The following is a 15,112-nucleotide window of genomic DNA, read 5'->3' on the forward strand; positions in this document are numbered from 1 at the left end:
GAGGGGGCTTGCTCCCGATGGCGGTGTGTCAGGTTGAATAACTGTACCTGATTCACCGCCATCGGGAGCAAGCCCCCTCCCACATTTGGCCTCCAGCGACCTTTAGCTGGCGATCAACTGGCGCAGCACATAGTGCAGAATGCCCCCGGCCTTGAAGTATTCCACTTCATTGAGGGTATCGATCCGACACAGCACGTCGACCTTCTCGCTGCTGCCATCCTCACGGGTAATCACCAGGGTCAGGTTCATGCGCGGCACGATCTCCACAGCGGTCAAACCGAGGATGTCGATCTTCTCCTTACCAGTGAGATTGAGCGCCTTGCGGTTCTGGTCCAGCTTGAACTGCAAGGGCAGCACGCCCATACCCACCAGGTTGGAGCGGTGAATCCGTTCGAAACTCTCGGCGATCACCGCCTTGACCCCCAGCAGGTTGGTGCCCTTGGCCGCCCAGTCGCGGCTTGAGCCGGTGCCGTATTCCTGGCCGGCAATCACTACCAGCGGTGTGGCGGATGCCTGGTATTTCATGGCCGCGTCGTAGATCGGCATTTTCTCGCTGGTGGGGATATACAGCGTGTTGCCGCCTTCCTCGCCGCCGAGCATTTCATTGCGGATACGGATATTGGCGAAGGTGCCGCGCATCATCACTTCATGGTTGCCCCGGCGTGAGCCGTAGGAGTTGAAGTCACGCGGTTCCACGCCTTGTTCGCGCAGGTAGCGACCGGCGGGGCTGTCGGCCTTGATGTTACCGGCGGGGGAGATGTGGTCGGTGGTCACCGAATCGCCCAGCAGGGCCAGGATGTTGGCACCGTTGATGTCTTTGATCACCGGCAGCGGGCCGGCGATGTCGTCGAAGAACGGCGGGTGCTGGATGTAGGTGGAGTCCTTCTGCCACACGTAGGTCGCGGCCTGCGGCACTTCAATCGCTTGCCACTGTGCGTCACCGGCAAACACCTCGGCGTATTCCTTGTGGAACATGCTGGTGCTGACCTGGGCGACGGCCTCGGCAATTTCCTGGCTGCTCGGCCAGATGTCCTTCAGGTACACCGGATTGCCTTGCTGATCGTTGCCCAACGGTTCGCGGCTGATATCGATGCGCACCGTACCGGCCAACGCATACGCCACCACCAGCGGCGGCGAGGCCAGCCAGTTGGTTTTCACCAGCGGGTGTACGCGGCCTTCGAAGTTGCGGTTGCCGGACAGCACCGACGCCACGGCCAGGTCGGCTTTCTGGATGGCTTTTTCAATCGGCTCGGGCAACGGTCCGGAGTTGCCGATGCAGGTGGTGCAGCCATAACCCACCAGGTCAAAGCCGAGCTTGTCCAGGTATTGAGTGAGGCCGGCGGCCTTGTAGTAGTCGGTGACTACTTTGGAGCCGGGGGCCAGGGAGGTTTTCACCCAGGGTTTGCGGGTCAGGCCTTTTTCCACGGCCTTTTTCGCCACCAGCCCGGCCGCCATCATCACGCTGGGGTTGGAGGTGTTGGTGCAGGAGGTGATGGCGGCGATGACCACGGCGCCGTTTTTCAGGCGATAGGTCTGGCCGTCATCTTCATAGTCGGCCTCGCCCACCAGGTCGGCATTGCCCACGGCGACCCCGCCACCGCCTTCGCTTTCCAGGCGGCCTTCTTCTTTGTTGGTCGGCTTGAATTGCAGGTCGAGGAAGTCGCTGAACGCCTGGCTGACATCTGGCAGCGACACGCGGTCTTGCGGGCGTTTCGGCCCCGCGAGGCTGGCTTCGACGCTGCCCATGTCCAGGGCCAGGCTGTCGGTGAACACCGGCTCCTGGCCCGCGTTGCGCCACAGGCCCTGGGCCTTGGTGTAGGCCTCGACCAGTTTGACGGTCTGCGTCGGGCGGCCGGACAGGCGCAGGTAGTCCAGGGTTACCTCATCCACCGGGAAAAAGCCGCAGGTTGCGCCGTATTCCGGAGCCATGTTGGCGATGGTGGCGCGGTCCGCCAGGGGCAGGTCGGCGAGGCCGTCGCCATAGAACTCGACGAATTTGCCGACCACGCCTTTCTTGCGCAGCATCTGGGTGACGGTCAGCACCAGGTCGGTGGCAGTGATGCCTTCTTTCAGTTTGCCGGTGAGCTTGAAGCCGATCACTTCCGGAATCAGCATCGACACCGGCTGGCCGAGCATCGCCGCTTCCGCTTCGATCCCGCCCACGCCCCAGCCAAGCACGCCGAGGCCGTTGATCATGGTGGTGTGGGAATCGGTGCCGACCAGGGTGTCGGGGAAGGCGTAGGTACGGCCGTCTTCATCCTTGGTCCACACGGTGCGGCCGAGGTATTCGAGGTTGACCTGGTGGCAGATACCGGTGCCCGGCGGCACCACGCTGAAGTTGTCGAAGGCGCTTTGGCCCCAGCGCAGGAAGGCGTAGCGTTCGCCATTGCGCTGCATTTCGATGTCGACGTTTTGCTCGAACGCGCCGGTAGTACCGAACTTGTCGACCATCACCGAGTGGTCGATCACCAGGTCCACCGGCGATAGCGGGTTGATGCGTTGCGGGTCGCCACCGGCCTTGGCCATGGCGGCGCGCATGGCGGCCAGGTCGACCACGGCGGGCACCCCGGTAAAGTCTTGCATCAGCACGCGGGCCGGGCGGTACTGGATCTCGCGGTCGGACTGGCGTTCTTTGAGCCAGGCGGCGATGGCCTTGAGGTCGGTGCCGGTGACGGTCTTGTTGTCTTCCCAGCGCAGCAGGTTTTCCAGTAGCACTTTGAGGGACATCGGCAGCTTATCCAGGTCACCCAGGCTCTTGGCGGCTTCGGGCAGGCTGAAATAGTGATAAGTCTTGTCGTCGATTTGCAGGGTTTTAAGGGTTCTCAGGCTATCAATGGATGACATTACATGACTCCTTATGGTCCGCACGGCTACGGACCTGACGGGACGAACGGAGCTATCAAACTAGCGCTGTTTTCAGTAGCTGGCTAATTACTGGACTCTATGGACAGATCCAAGGTTCCGAAGTCAGCTATCATGCGCGCGTTTTCATGACAGACATTGCGATAGCGCACGTCCGTTGAGTCGCCAGGAGAATTGATGAACACCCTTTTTATGCACTGCCGCCCGGGTTTTGAAGGCGAGGTCTGTTCCGAGATCGCGGAACACGCCGCGCGCCTGAACGTTTCTGGCTACGCCAAGGCCAAGACCGGCAGCGCTTGCGCCGAATTTGTCTGCACCGAAGAAGATGGCGCCCAGCGCCTGATGCACGGCCAGCGTTTTGCCGAGCTGATCTTCCCGCGACAATGGGCACGTGGGGTGTTCATCGACCTGCCGGAAACCGACCGCATCAGCGTGATCCTCGCGCACCTGCGCGATTTTCCGGTGTGCGGCAGCCTGTGGCTGGAGATGGTCGACACCAACGACGGCAAGGAACTGTCGAATTTCTGCAAGAAATTCGAAGTCCACCTGCGCAAAGCCCTGCTCAACGCCGGCAAGCTGGTGGACGAGCCGAGCAAGCCACGCCTGCTGCTGACCTTCAAGAGCGGTCGCGAAGCGTTCATCGGCTTGGCCGAATCGAACAACTCGGCGATGTGGCCAATGGGCATCCCGCGCCTGAAATTCCCCCGCGACGCACCTAGCCGCTCGACCCTGAAGCTGGAAGAGGCCTGGCACCACTTCATTCCCCGCGACCAGTGGGACGAGCGCCTGCACGGCGACATGACGGGCGTCGACCTGGGCGCCGCGCCCGGCGGCTGGACCTGGCAGTTGGTCAACCGGGGCATGCTGGTGACCGCCATCGACAACGGACCCATGGCCGAAAGCCTGATGGACACTGGCCTGGTGCAGCATTTGATGGCCGACGGCTTCACCTTCGTGCCCAAGCAGCCGGTGGACTGGATGGTGTGTGACATCGTCGAAAAACCGGCACGCAACGCCGCCTTGCTGGAAACCTGGATCGGCGAAGGTTATTGCCGTGAAGCGGTGGTCAACCTGAAACTGCCGATGAAACAGCGTTACGCCGAGGTCAAGCGTTTGCTCGAGCGCATCGAAGACGGCTTCAAGGCGCGTGGTATTCGCGTGGAGATCGGCTGCAAGCAGCTGTACCACGACCGCGAAGAAGTGACCTGCCACCTGCGCCGCCTGGTAGATGTGAAGAAAACCAAGGCCCGTTAAACTGAGCGCCTGCTGCAGGAGTAATCAATGAGCGATATGACCGACACCGCCGTCGACGGCACCCTTGATGCCACGGGCCTCAACTGCCCGGAGCCGGTGATGATGCTGCACCAGCACATCCGCGACCTGCCGCCTGGCGGTCTGCTCAAGGTGATCGCGACCGACCCGTCGACCCGCCGCGATATTCCCAAGTTCTGCGTGTTCCTCGACCACGAACTGGTGGCTCAGCAGGAGCAGGCCGGTACGTACCTGTACTGGATTCGCAAGAAGTCCGCTTAACTCCGCGCCTTGTCCCGGCGAATGCGTCGGCGTGCGCTGCGCGCCAGGCGCACCAGCAACATCCCCGCCGCGCAGCTCAGGCCCACGATCAGCCCCTGCCACAAACCGCTGGGGCCGCTCGGCTCGCCCAGCCAGTCGGTCAGCCCCAGGGCGTAACCCACCGGCAACCCCACGCCCCAGTAGGCAAACAGGGTCAGCACCATGGTCACCCGGGTGTCCTGATAGCCGCGCAACGCACCGGCGGCGGTGACCTGGATCGAGTCGGAAAACTGGAACAGCGCTGAAAACACGATCAGCGTCGACGCCAGGTGGATCACCACGGGGTCCGGGGTGTAGATCGTCGCGATCTGTTCGCGGAACAACAGCATCAGGCTGCAGGACAGGCAGGCATATACCAGCGCTGTGCCCATGCCGACGCCGGCGGCAAAGCGCGCTTCGCGCGGCTGGTCACGGCCGAGGGCCTGGCCGACGCGCACGGTGACGGCCATGCTCAGGGAGTAGGGGATCATGAACACCAGGGAGCTGACGTTCAGGGCGATCTGATGGCCGGAGACCACCGTGGCGCCCAGGCTGCCGATCAGCAGGGCGATCACCGCGAAGATGCTCGATTCGGCAAAGATCGCGATGCCGATCGGCAGGCCAATGCCCAATACGCGCTTGATCACCGCCCATTGCGGCCAATCGAAACGCTTGAACAGTTCGCTGCTCCGGTACGCCGGCCCCCAGCGCGTCCAGCCTGCCAGGCCGAGCATCATCACCCACATCGCAATGCCCGTGGCCCAGCCGCAGCCCGCTCCGCCCATGGCCGGCACGCCCAAATGGCCATAGATGAAGATGTAGTTCAGCGGGATATTCAGCGCCAACCCGCACAGGCCCATGACCATGCTCGGTCGTGTGCGGCCCAGGCCATCACTGAAACAACGCAACACGTAATACACCGCAACGGCCGGCATGCCCGCAGCGATGCCGTGCAGGTAGCCCATGGAAGGTTTGATCAGGTCGGGTTCAACCTTCATCGCGTGCAGGATGGGTTCGGCGCTGAGCAGTAACAGCGACGCGGTGATGCCGACCACCACCGCCAGCCACAGGGATTGGCGCACCAGCGGCCCGATCTCGCTGTGCTGGCCGGCGCCGTAGTGCTGGGCGACTTTCGGCGTGGTGGCCAGCAAGGTACCGGTCATCAGCAGGTACACCGGAATCCAGATCGAATTGCCCAGGCCCACCGCCGCCAGGTCTTGCGGGCTGACGCGTCCGGCCATCACCGCATCGACGAAGCTCATCGCGGTGGTTGCCAGTTGGCCGATCATGATCGGCAGGGCGAGTCTCATCAGGCCGCGCACTTCCCGGCTGATGCGGGCGGGACGGGTGAGGGTGGCGGTGGCAGTGTTCACGTACAGATGTCCAAGAAAAGAGCGCAGGACGGCGGATTCTACGCGTTGACACAGCGGTCAGGAAAAAACCTGTGTTAACGATTTGTAAGCAATCTTCCAGGCAGCGCAATTCCCTGTGGGCGCTGGCAAGCCGGCTACCACCTTCGATCTGCGGTGGAACACCGATCGCATCCCTGTACACTGCTGATCCGCCAAAGGAGCCTGCCATGCTGATTGTTGCCGACGAAAATATTCCGCTACTCGATGCTTTCTTCCAAGGATTTGGCGAAATCCGCCGGGTGCCCGGCCGTTCCATTGACCGCGCCACCGTCGAACAGGCTGATGTGCTGCTGGTGCGCTCGGTGACCAACGTCAACCGAGCCTTGCTCGAAGGTTCCAAGGTGCGCTTTGTCGGCACCTGCACCATCGGCACCGATCATTTGGACCTCGATTATTTCAAGCGGGCCAGCATTCAATGGTCCAGCGCGCCCGGCTGCAATGCCCGTGGCGTGGTGGACTATGTGCTGGGCAGCTTGCAGACCCTGGCCGAAATCGAAGGGGCCGACCTCAATCAGCGGACTTACGGTGTCGTCGGCGCCGGTGAAGTGGGCGGGCGCCTGGTCAAGGTGCTCAAGGGCCTAGGCTGGAACGTGCTGGTCTGCGACCCGCCCCGGCAGATCGCCGAAGACGCTGACTACGTCAGCCTGGAGCAGATCATCGAGCAATGCGACGTGATCAGCCTGCACACGCCGTTGACCAAGTCCGGCAATGGTTCCACCTGGCACTTGCTCGATCGCGACCGCCTAAACCGCCTCAAGCCCGGTGCCTGGCTGATCAACGCCAGCCGTGGCCCGGTGGTGGATAACGCCGCCCTGCGCGACGCGTTGCTGGAGCGTGAAGACCTGCAAGCGGTGCTGGATGTGTGGGAAGGCGAGCCCGAAGTGGATGTCGACCTGGCCGACCTCTGCGTGCTGGCCACTCCGCATATCGCCGGTTACAGCCTGGATGGCAAGCAGCGTGGCACGGCGCAGATCTACCAGGCGTTTTGTGCGCATCTGGGTCAGGAGCCCGCGATTGAATTGAGCGATTTGCTGCCGCCGCCGTGGCTGGCCGAGGTCCACTTGAATGCGTCTACCGACCCGGCCTGGGCGCTGGCGACGTTATGCCGCAGCGTGTACGACCCGCGTCGCGACGATGCGGATTTCCGTCGCAGCCTCGTGGGAACGGTGGATGAGCAACGCAAGGCATTCGACCTGCTGCGCAAGCATTATCCGGAGCGCCGTGAGATCGATGGCTTGAAGGTGCGCATCCATGGGCAATCGGCGCGGTTGTCGGGCATCGTTGAGGCATTGGGCGCTGAACTGTTGTAGGAACGAGTCCACAAAAAACCGGCCATCAAGGCCGGTTCTGAAAGAGCGTGGACACTTCAGCCTTGCGGGGCAGGCTTGACCAGTCGCTGTTCCAGCTCACGGCACGCTTGCTGGATCATCTCTTCGGTAATCTGCACTTCGCGGCCTTGGGCGTCGATGACGGAGCAAGGCAGGTATTGCGGTTGGCGGATTACTTCAATCTTGGCATCGCTGCTGTTTTGCAAGGTCATGGCCTGTCTCCTCATCAGGTTGTGTACCAACTTTAACCCCCCTGCGTGACCAAGCTGTTACAACTCCTTGCAAGATCATCGCTTCGAATACCCAGTCCACCAGAAACCGTTACAAATTTCCAGACGGGCGTTAGACCGATAACCTCTAGGGCGCAGGGTGGGCGGGCATAATTAACCTGACTCATTGTTATTTACCCAAGTTCCCCCAATGTTATCTGCAGGTTCCTATCTCCCATCATCAGGTGATGCCCTCCATGTTCTCAGTCCGTCAACGCCGCGCGATTCGCCTGGCCAGCCGCTTCATTGCGCCCTACCGCTGGCAGGCGTTCGGTGCGTTGGTGGCGCTGATCGTCACCGCGGGTATCACCTTGTCCATGGGGCAGGGCATTCGCCTGCTGGTGGACCAGGGGTTCATGACCCAGTCACCGCACTTGCTCAACCAGTCTATCGGCCTGTTCATGATCCTGGTGCTGGGCCTGGCCGTCGGCACGTTTGCGCGGTTTTACCTGGTGTCGTGGATCGGCGAGCGGGTGGTGGCTGACATTCGTCGGCAGGTGTTCAATCACCTGATCTACCTGCATCCGGGTTTTTATGAAAACAACCGCAGCTCGGAAATCCAGTCGCGGTTGACCACCGACACCACCCTCTTGCAATCGGTGATCGGCTCCTCGTTGTCGCTGTTCCTGCGCAACGCCTTGATGGTCATCGGCGGCATCGTGCTGCTGTTCGTCACCAATCCCAAGCTCACCAGCATCGTCGTGGTGGCGCTACCGCTGGTGCTGGCGCCGATCCTGATTTTCGGCCGCCGCGTGCGCAGCCTGTCGCGCTTGAGCCAGGACCGCATTGCCGACGTCGGCAGCTACGTGTCCGAGACGCTCGGCCAGATCAAGACCGTGCAGGCCTATAACCACCAGGCACAGGACGAACAACGCTTTGCCGTGACCGTAGAGGACGCTTTCGCCACGGCGCGCAAACGCATCGCCCAGCGCGCCTGGCTGATCACCCTGGTGATCATGCTGGTGCTCGGTGCTGTTGGGGTGATGCTGTGGGTCGGCGGCATGGACGTGATCAGCGGGCGCATTTCCGGCGGCGAGCTGGCGGCGTTTGTGTTTTACAGCCTGATCGTCGGCAGCGCCGTCGGCACGTTGAGCGAAGTGCTCGGCGAGTTGCAGCGCGCCGCCGGTGCGGCGGAGCGAATCGGCGAGTTGCTGCAGTCGAATAACGAGATCCAGGCGCCCGCCAGCGGCACCGTGCAGTTACCAGACCGCGTCAGCGGCCGCATGGAGCTGCAAGACCTGCGCTTTTCCTACCCCTCGCGGCCGGACACTTACGCCATCGACGGTTTGAACCTGATCATCAATCCCGGTGAAACCCTGGCGCTGGTGGGGCCGTCGGGGGCTGGCAAGTCGACAATTTTTGATCTGCTGCTGCGCTTTTATGATCCCCAGCACGGTCGCATCCTGCTCGAAGGCCACCCGCTGACCGAGCTCGACCCCCAGGACCTGCGTCGCCACTTCGCCCTGGTGTCCCAGAGCCCGGCGCTGTTCTTCGGCAGCGTTGAGGACAACATCCGCTACGGCAACCCGACCGCCACCCGCGAGCAGGTCGAAGCCGCCGCGCGCATCGCCCATGCCCACGACTTCATCCTGCAAATGCCGGATGGTTACCAGACCCACCTCGGCGACGCCGGCATGGGCCTCTCCGGCGGCCAACGGCAACGCCTGGCGATCGCCCGCGCGTTGCTGGTGGACGCGCCGATCCTGCTGTTGGACGAAGCCACCAGCGCCCTCGACGCGCAGAGTGAACACCTGATCCAGCAGGCGCTGCCGCAACTGATGCACGGCCGCACCACGCTGGTTATCGCGCATCGCCTGGCGACGGTGAAGCATGCGGACCGGATCGCGGTGATGGACCAGGGCAAGCTGGTGGCGATCGGCACGCATCAGCAGTTGATCGCGAGTAACCCGCTGTATGCGCGGTTGGCGGCGTTGCAGTTCAGCGATGGCGTGGAGGAACAGGCTTCACACTGAAATCACCGTGCATAAAAAATGCCCGCATCGTTCGATGCGGGCATTTTTGTGTGTGCGTCAGGCTTTATTGATCATCGAAATACCGCTCATGCCAGTCCACCAACGGCTGTGGCGAATTGAGCTTCTGCCCGTAGATCACCGAATAAGACAGCACGTTCTGCACATACTGGCGAGTTTCGTCGAACGGGATGCTTTCCACCCACACGTCGAAACTCAGGTGATCGGCACCGCGCAGCCACTGGCGCACGCGGCCGGGGCCGGCGTTGTAGGCGGCGGAAGCGAGGACGCGGTTACCGTTGAATTGGCTATGCACCTGGCTCAGGTAAGCAGCACCGAGCTGGATGTTTTTGTCCGGGTCGAGCACCTGGGCCGGGGAGGCCAGCGGGATGCTGAACTTGCGCGCGGTGTCTCTGGCGGTGCCGGGCATCAGTTGCATCAGGCCGCTGGCGCCGACGCCGGAGCGGGCGTCGTCCATGAACGCGCTTTCCTGGCGGGTGATGGCAAACACCCAGCTTGAATGCAGGCCGCGGACCTTGGCTTCGCGCACCAGAGTGTCGCGGTGGGCCATCGGGAAACGGATGTCGAGGTCATCCCAGTACTGCGCCTGGCTGATGGTGCGGATCGCCGGGAAGTACCACTTCATGTCGTAGGCCAGCCTGGCCTGGGCGACCATTTCGTCGCGGTTGAAGTGACGGCTGACGTGGTACCACTCGCGCCGGCCGTCCACCACCTGGCCACGTGCATAGAATTCCAGGGCCCGCCGCACGCCGGGGGTATTGCGCACTTTGTTGATCAGCGCCGGGCTCATCAACAGCGGCTTGTTGATCAACTGGTAGGGTGCTTTGGAGCGGTCAGCGGCGAGGAAACCGTAGAAGTCCCGCTCCCGCGACAGGTTTTTGTACAGCACCAGGGCTTGCGGGTTTTTCGGCTCGGCCAATTCAAGGCTGCGGGCCTGCCAGTAGCGCCAGCGGTTGGTGGTGGCCAAGTCTTGTGGGAGTTTGCGCGTGAGTTGGTAGGCGTCTTCCCAGCGAGCCAGGCGCAACAGCAGGCGCAGTCGCCATTCGGACACGGTGTTGTCGCGCAGTTCGGGGTCGTACTTGGTCATCACCTCAAGGGCGCGTGGGTCAAAGCGCTTGGCCAGGGTCAGGCCGATCTCGCGGGCAATCGCCACTTTTTCGTCACGGGAGAAGTGCATGCTGGTGGCGTAGCCGTCGAGCATGGCCATGGCCTTGTCCGGGTCCTGGCGCGCCAGGCGGCGCAGGCCCAGGCCCACGGCGTCAGACATCGCCTCGGTGGCTGGCAGGAAGCGCGACGGGTCGCTGAGCATCTCGGGCTTTTGCGCCACGTCCACCATCAGGCGGCCTTGGGCGCCGAGGGTCGGCAGGCTTTTCACCAGGCTGTTGGCCAGCGCGTAGTTGCGGGCTTCGGCGGCGAGCTTGGCGCGGTCCCAGATTTTCTGTTCGGTGAGTTGGCCATCTGAGGCCCACTGCGCAAAGGTGGCATCACAGGCCGCCGGTTGGGATTTGCCGGTCAGCCAGAGTTTCTCGGCGGTCTTGTAGCCTTCGGCCTTCAGATTGTGCGTGAGCTGGAACTGGCCATGCAGGCAATCCAGTTCGACGAAATTGAGCTTGGGGTCGTAGTACTTTTCAAAGGTCTGCCAGTCGCCACGGTCGGCCAGCCAGCGCAACCAACGCAGCTTCATCCAGTTGGCTTGGGGCAGGTCGCCGTTTTTGGCGAGGAATTGTTCGATTTCCTCGTTGCTGGCGGTCTTCAGGCGGGCGGTCAATTCGTCGTAGGCCAGGTATGGCGTCAGCGGATAATCGGCGAGGGCCTGGCTGTATTGCATGTACGGCCCGGTATCGCCCTTGGCCAGGGCGCGTTTGGCCTCATCGTAATATTGACGTTGGGTGGTGATGTCCACGGCCAGGGCGGATTGAGCGGCAGTGGCGGTAAGAAGCAGACAAGATAAAAAGTTGAAAAGGCGACTGCGCATGAGACGTCCGTGCAGAGAAATCACGACTAGCGCCGGCACTGCCGACACTCATTACCCCTAGCTTAGCCTTTTGCCTGCGGCCGGTGAAAGCTTTGCTGACCGGTTCGTTCAAGTTCGCCGAAATTGTCCTACAGAACGCGTCAGTAGCGAAAATGCCGGCCGCATCCCACCCTCAACTCAGGTAGAATGCGCGCCCAGTTTTTGGAGAAGCGTATGACCCTGCTCAAATTCAGCGATGTGTCCCTTGCTTTCGGCGCTATGCCGTTGTTGGACAAGGTGTCCTGGCAGATCGCCCGTGGTGAGCGGGTGTGCATCATCGGCCGCAACGGCACCGGTAAATCCAGCATGATGAAGCTGGTAAAGGGCGACCAGAAGCCCGATGAAGGCTCTGTTTGGCGTGCCCCCGGCCTCAAGATTGGTGAATTGCCGCAGGAATTGCCGGTGGCCGACGGACGGACAGTGTTCGACGTGGTCGCCGAAGGCCTCGACGGCGTTGGCGAGTTGCTCGCCCAGTACCATCACCTGGCGCAGAACTGCGTCACCGAAGAAGACCTGGACAAGCTGATGCACGTCCAGCAAGACCTCGAAGCCCGTGACGGCTGGCGCTTGCAGCAACTGGTGGACAGCACCCTGAGCCGCCTGCAACTGCCGGCCGACAAGACCCTCGCCGAATTGTCCGGCGGCTGGCGTCGTCGCGTGCTGCTGGCCCAGGCCCTGGTGTCCGAGCCGGACCTGCTGCTGCTCGACGAACCGACCAACCACCTGGACATCGGCGCGATTGCCTGGCTCGAAGAAGCCCTCAAGGATTTCCAGGGTGCCGTGCTGTTCATCACGCACGACCGGTCCTTCCTGCAGAACCTGGCGACACGCATCCTCGAACTGGACCGTGGTGGCCTGATCGACTGGAACGGCGACTACGCCAGCTTCCTGGTGCACAAGGAGGCCACCCTGGCCGCCGAAGATACCGCCAACGCCTTGTTCGACAAGCGTCTGGCCCAGGAGGAAGTGTGGATTCGCCAGGGTATCAAGGCGCGCCGCACCCGTAACGAAGGCCGTGTACGCGCACTGAAAGCCCTGCGCGTTGAGCGCGGTGAGCGTCGCGAGCGCACCGGCAAGGCTAACATCATGCTGGAAACCGCCGATAAGTCCGGCAAGCAGGTGATGGTGCTGGATAACGTCAGCTTCCATCACCCGGACGGTCCGTTCCTGATCAAGGACTTCTCCATGGTCCTGCAGCGCGGCGACCGCATCGGCCTGCTCGGCGCCAACGGCACCGGCAAGACCACGTTGCTCAAGCTGATGCTCAGCGGCCTGCAGCCGACCAGCGGTAAAGTGGAAGAAGGCACGCGCATCGATGTGGCCTACTTCGACCAGTTGCGTCACCAGTTGGACCTGGAAAAAACCGTGATCGACAACGTCGCCGAAGGCCGCGACTTTATCGATATCGACGGCCAGAGCCGCCATGTGCTGAGCTACCTGGGCGACTTCCTGTTCAGCCCGCAGCGCGCCCGAACGCCGGTCAAGGCCTTGTCCGGTGGTGAGCGCGCGCGCTTGCTGCTGGCCAAGCTGTTCAGTAAGCCGGCCAACTTGCTGGTCCTCGACGAACCGACCAACGACCTCGATGTGGAAACCCTCGAACTGCTGGAAGAGGTGCTGCTGACCTTCAACGGCACCGTGCTGATGGTCAGCCACGACCGGGCATTCCTCGACAACGTGGTCACCAGCACCCTGGTCTTCGAAGGTGAAGGCAAGGTGCGCGAGTACGTCGGTGGTTACCAGGACTGGCTGCGCCAGGGCGGCTCGCCGCGCCTGCTGGGCGTGACCGAGAGCAAGTCCGGCAAGGCCGACTTGAGCTCCGCTGTCGTGGCCCCTGTGGCCGCCGCTGCACCGGCTGCGGAAGCCGCGCCTGCCGCGAAGAAGAAACTCAGCTACAAACTGCAGCGTGAGCTGGAAGCCTTGCCGGGTGACATCGACGCCAAGGAACAGCAGATCGCCGCGGTCGAGGCGGAAATGGCTGACGCGGGTTTCTACCTGCGTCCGGCGGCGGAAACCGCCAAGGTCATCGCATCCCTGGAGACATTGAACCAGGAGCTGGAAGGGCTGGTTGAGCGTTGGGCCGAGCTGGATGCCTGATTGATTCCAGTGCATTAAAAAACCCGGTGTTCATCTGATGAACACCGGGTTTTTTATAGGAGATGAGTTCAAATGTGGGAGCAAGCAAGCCCCCTCCCACATTGGATCTCCACCGGTCTTACGAGCTTTTTACCAGCTTCACCGCCAGCACATCGCACGGTGCGCCGTGCAGTACGTCATTGGCGGTGGAACCCAGCAGCAATGCCAGCCCGTGACGGCCATGGCTGCCGACGACGATCAGGTCGCAGCCCTGTTCCTTGGCCAGGTGATGGATTTCCTGGCGCGGCTGGCCATAGGTCAGGTGGCTCTGATCTTTTTTCAGGCTCGGGTACTTGGCGATCAGGCGCTCAAGGCGTTCCTTGGCTTGATCGAATTGCTGCTGTTGCAATTGAGACAGGTCCATCGGCACGTCGCCGCCAAAGGCCATGGCCATCGGTTCGACGATATGCACCAGGGACAGCGTCGCAGTGTTGCCAGCCAGGTCCACGGCGCGCTTGATCACTGGATCGCACTCTTCGGTCAGGTCGACGGCGACCAGAATATGTTCGTATGACATGGGGCGTTCCTCCAGGGGACTGCAATAAGTTCAGTATGGCTGCTTTCAGGCGGATGGGGTTGCGTCAGGTCAAATCCGCTCATCTAGAAATTCGGGAGTACACATATGACGGTCTGGATAGTGGTGTCAATCCTCGCGGTGGTTTTGAGCCCCCTGGCATGGCTGCGCCCGTCGCGTCATCAGAGCGGGCGCATGGCCCTGCGAATGGAGGCGCGCCGCATGGGCCTGGCGATGCAACTGTCGCCTCAGCAGTGGCCGCACTGGCTCAAGCAGGAGCCACCGAGCCCATGTGCGCAATACCACCGGCCACGGCGCGGCAAGGTTCCTGCGCTATGGAGTTACTGGCAGTTGGAGCCTGGGGTGTGGGTCAACCAATGGCAGGAACAGTGCGTCGATGAGAAGTTGTTGGCGCATTTTGCGACGCTGCCGGCCAACGTCTACAAAGTCGAGGCGGACCGGCAAATGATCGCGTTGTGCTGGGGCGAGAAGGGCGAGGTGAGTGATCTGCAGGCTATTGATGCGTTGCTCAAGGCCCTGGCCTGAACGCCAGGCAATAAAAAGCCCGACATCATCATCGGGCGGGGTTGGCCAGGCAGGCCGGTAACTCTGCGTGTTCCACGCCGGGTATTCATCCAGGCGCTTTGACTATTCTTTCATGGCTGCCGCAAGCCTAGCCGGATATCCGGATCTGTACAGCCATTTTCAACATCGTGTTGATTATTGATTTTGTGAATAATTGAATATTGGCGAGGCATGTGGTGCGGGTTGGGGTTCTGAAATGACTGGAAAGTCGCGTTTTTCCTAGCGCTTTCGAGCGATTGACAATTGCCCGGAATTGGATGAAGGTGGCGTACCCAAATCAAACGGGCGTATGAATTGAGCGTTTGTCTGTCAGATGTCTCATACAGAATCCCGACTATCGCATTGGCGGGTGTGCCTGGCGCATTGGGGTGAGCATTGACGAAATTTTCAATGTCCATCCAGAGGCCAGCGTCCAATGTGTACTGTTCAGCTTCCATATCGTGGAGATCAGTT

The 15,112-nt window shown here is 61.8% G+C and carries 12 protein-coding genes; 6 read left to right on the forward strand and 6 right to left on the reverse strand.

Going from position 1 to position 15,112, the window contains the following annotated elements:
* Positions 1-102: 102 nt before the first annotated feature.
* A complete protein-coding gene (acnA, locus tag P3S72_RS08885) occupies positions 103-2,844 on the reverse strand; it encodes an aconitate hydratase AcnA (protein WP_276197029.1) in 2,742 nt (913 codons plus the stop codon).
* A gap of 195 nt (positions 2,845-3,039) precedes the next feature.
* Here acnA and rlmM point away from each other — a divergent pair, with 195 nt between their 5' ends.
* Together rlmM and tusA are read left to right on the forward strand one after the other, a co-directional pair.
* Positions 3,040-4,116 (forward strand): 23S rRNA (cytidine(2498)-2'-O)-methyltransferase RlmM, encoded by a 1,077-nt coding sequence (rlmM, locus tag P3S72_RS08890; protein ID WP_253394109.1) that lies wholly within the window; start codon positions 3,040-3,042, stop codon positions 4,114-4,116.
* Between the two features lie 36 nt (positions 4,117-4,152).
* Positions 4,153-4,395 carry a sulfurtransferase TusA gene (tusA, locus tag P3S72_RS08895; RefSeq protein ID WP_247401514.1) on the forward strand — a complete coding sequence of 81 codons (243 nt, stop codon included), beginning with the start codon at positions 4,153-4,155 and terminating at the stop codon, positions 4,393-4,395.
* On the opposite strand, the gene P3S72_RS08900 is transcribed toward tusA, so the two are convergent.
* On the reverse strand, positions 4,392-5,786 hold the full coding sequence (locus tag P3S72_RS08900) for an MATE family efflux transporter (protein WP_276197030.1): 1,395 nt from the start codon (positions 5,784-5,786) through the stop codon (positions 4,392-4,394). The genes tusA and P3S72_RS08900 overlap by 4 nt on opposite strands.
* A 206-nt stretch (positions 5,787-5,992) precedes the next feature.
* Here P3S72_RS08900 and pdxB point away from each other — a divergent pair, with 206 nt between their 5' ends.
* Entirely contained in the window at positions 5,993-7,135 is a 1,143-nt protein-coding gene (gene pdxB, locus P3S72_RS08905) for a 4-phosphoerythronate dehydrogenase PdxB (RefSeq protein WP_276197031.1), read from the forward strand.
* Between the two features lie 56 nt (positions 7,136-7,191).
* Here pdxB and P3S72_RS08910 read toward each other — a convergent pair whose 3' ends face one another.
* On the reverse strand, positions 7,192-7,365 hold the full coding sequence (locus P3S72_RS08910; RefSeq protein ID WP_276197032.1) for a PA1571 family protein: 174 nt from the start codon (positions 7,363-7,365) through the stop codon (positions 7,192-7,194).
* Between the two features lie 245 nt (positions 7,366-7,610).
* Here P3S72_RS08910 and P3S72_RS08915 point away from each other — a divergent pair, with 245 nt between their 5' ends.
* Entirely contained in the window at positions 7,611-9,395 is a 1,785-nt protein-coding gene (locus P3S72_RS08915) for an ABC transporter ATP-binding protein/permease (RefSeq protein ID WP_276197033.1), read from the forward strand.
* 64 nt (positions 9,396-9,459) lie between these two features.
* On the opposite strand, the gene P3S72_RS08920 is transcribed toward P3S72_RS08915, so the two are convergent.
* Entirely contained in the window at positions 9,460-11,388 is a 1,929-nt protein-coding gene (locus tag P3S72_RS08920; protein ID WP_276197034.1) for a transglycosylase SLT domain-containing protein, read from the reverse strand.
* A 213-nt stretch (positions 11,389-11,601) separates the two neighbouring features.
* Here P3S72_RS08920 and P3S72_RS08925 point away from each other — a divergent pair, with 213 nt between their 5' ends.
* Positions 11,602-13,521, forward strand: a complete 1,920-nt coding sequence (locus tag P3S72_RS08925) for an ATP-binding cassette domain-containing protein (RefSeq protein WP_276197035.1) — start codon at positions 11,602-11,604, stop codon at positions 13,519-13,521.
* Positions 13,522-13,639: 118 nt separating this feature from the next.
* Here the strand turns inward: P3S72_RS08925 and P3S72_RS08930 are convergent, their stop codons facing one another.
* Positions 13,640-14,077 carry a universal stress protein gene (locus P3S72_RS08930; protein WP_276197036.1) on the reverse strand — a complete coding sequence of 146 codons (438 nt, stop codon included), beginning with the start codon at positions 14,075-14,077 and terminating at the stop codon, positions 13,640-13,642.
* 105 nt (positions 14,078-14,182) lie between these two features.
* On the opposite strand from P3S72_RS08930, the gene P3S72_RS08935 reads away from it, so the two are divergent.
* The gene (locus P3S72_RS08935; RefSeq protein WP_276197037.1) at positions 14,183-14,620 is read left to right on the forward strand and encodes a hypothetical protein; all 438 of its coding nucleotides are present in this window, start codon (positions 14,183-14,185) and stop codon (positions 14,618-14,620) included.
* Positions 14,621-14,730: 110 nt separating this feature from the next.
* Here P3S72_RS08935 and P3S72_RS08940 read toward each other — a convergent pair whose 3' ends face one another.
* Entirely contained in the window at positions 14,731-15,096 is a 366-nt protein-coding gene (locus P3S72_RS08940) for a hypothetical protein (protein WP_247402008.1), read from the reverse strand.
* Between the last annotated feature and the right edge of the window lie 16 nt (positions 15,097-15,112).

The organism is Pseudomonas sp. D3, from assembly GCF_029320995.1.
Taxonomy (GTDB): Bacteria; Pseudomonadota; Gammaproteobacteria; order Pseudomonadales; family Pseudomonadaceae; genus Aquipseudomonas; species Aquipseudomonas paraveronii.

Bases quoted from the DNA above. Each gene is read 5' to 3' on its own strand.
- P3S72_RS08915 (WP_276197033.1), top strand. From the start codon at position 7,611: ATGCCCTCCATGTTCTCAGTCCGTCAACGCCGCGCGATTCGCCTGGCC.
- P3S72_RS08940 (WP_247402008.1), bottom strand. From the start codon at position 15,096: ATGGAAGCTGAACAGTACACATTGGACGCTGGCCTCTGGATGGACATT.
- acnA (WP_276197029.1), bottom strand. From the start codon at position 2,844: ATGTCATCCATTGATAGCCTGAGAACCCTTAAAACCCTGCAAATCGAC.
- P3S72_RS08910 (WP_276197032.1), bottom strand. From the start codon at position 7,365: ATGACCTTGCAAAACAGCAGCGATGCCAAGATTGAAGTAATCCGCCAA.
- tusA (WP_247401514.1), top strand. From the start codon at position 4,153: ATGACCGACACCGCCGTCGACGGCACCCTTGATGCCACGGGCCTCAAC.
- P3S72_RS08930 (WP_276197036.1), bottom strand. From the start codon at position 14,077: ATGTCATACGAACATATTCTGGTCGCCGTCGACCTGACCGAAGAGTGC.
- pdxB (WP_276197031.1), top strand. From the start codon at position 5,993: ATGCTGATTGTTGCCGACGAAAATATTCCGCTACTCGATGCTTTCTTC.
- P3S72_RS08925 (WP_276197035.1), top strand. From the start codon at position 11,602: ATGACCCTGCTCAAATTCAGCGATGTGTCCCTTGCTTTCGGCGCTATG.
- P3S72_RS08920 (WP_276197034.1), bottom strand. From the start codon at position 11,388: ATGCGCAGTCGCCTTTTCAACTTTTTATCTTGTCTGCTTCTTACCGCC.
- rlmM (WP_253394109.1), top strand. From the start codon at position 3,040: ATGAACACCCTTTTTATGCACTGCCGCCCGGGTTTTGAAGGCGAGGTC.
- P3S72_RS08935 (WP_276197037.1), top strand. From the start codon at position 14,183: ATGACGGTCTGGATAGTGGTGTCAATCCTCGCGGTGGTTTTGAGCCCC.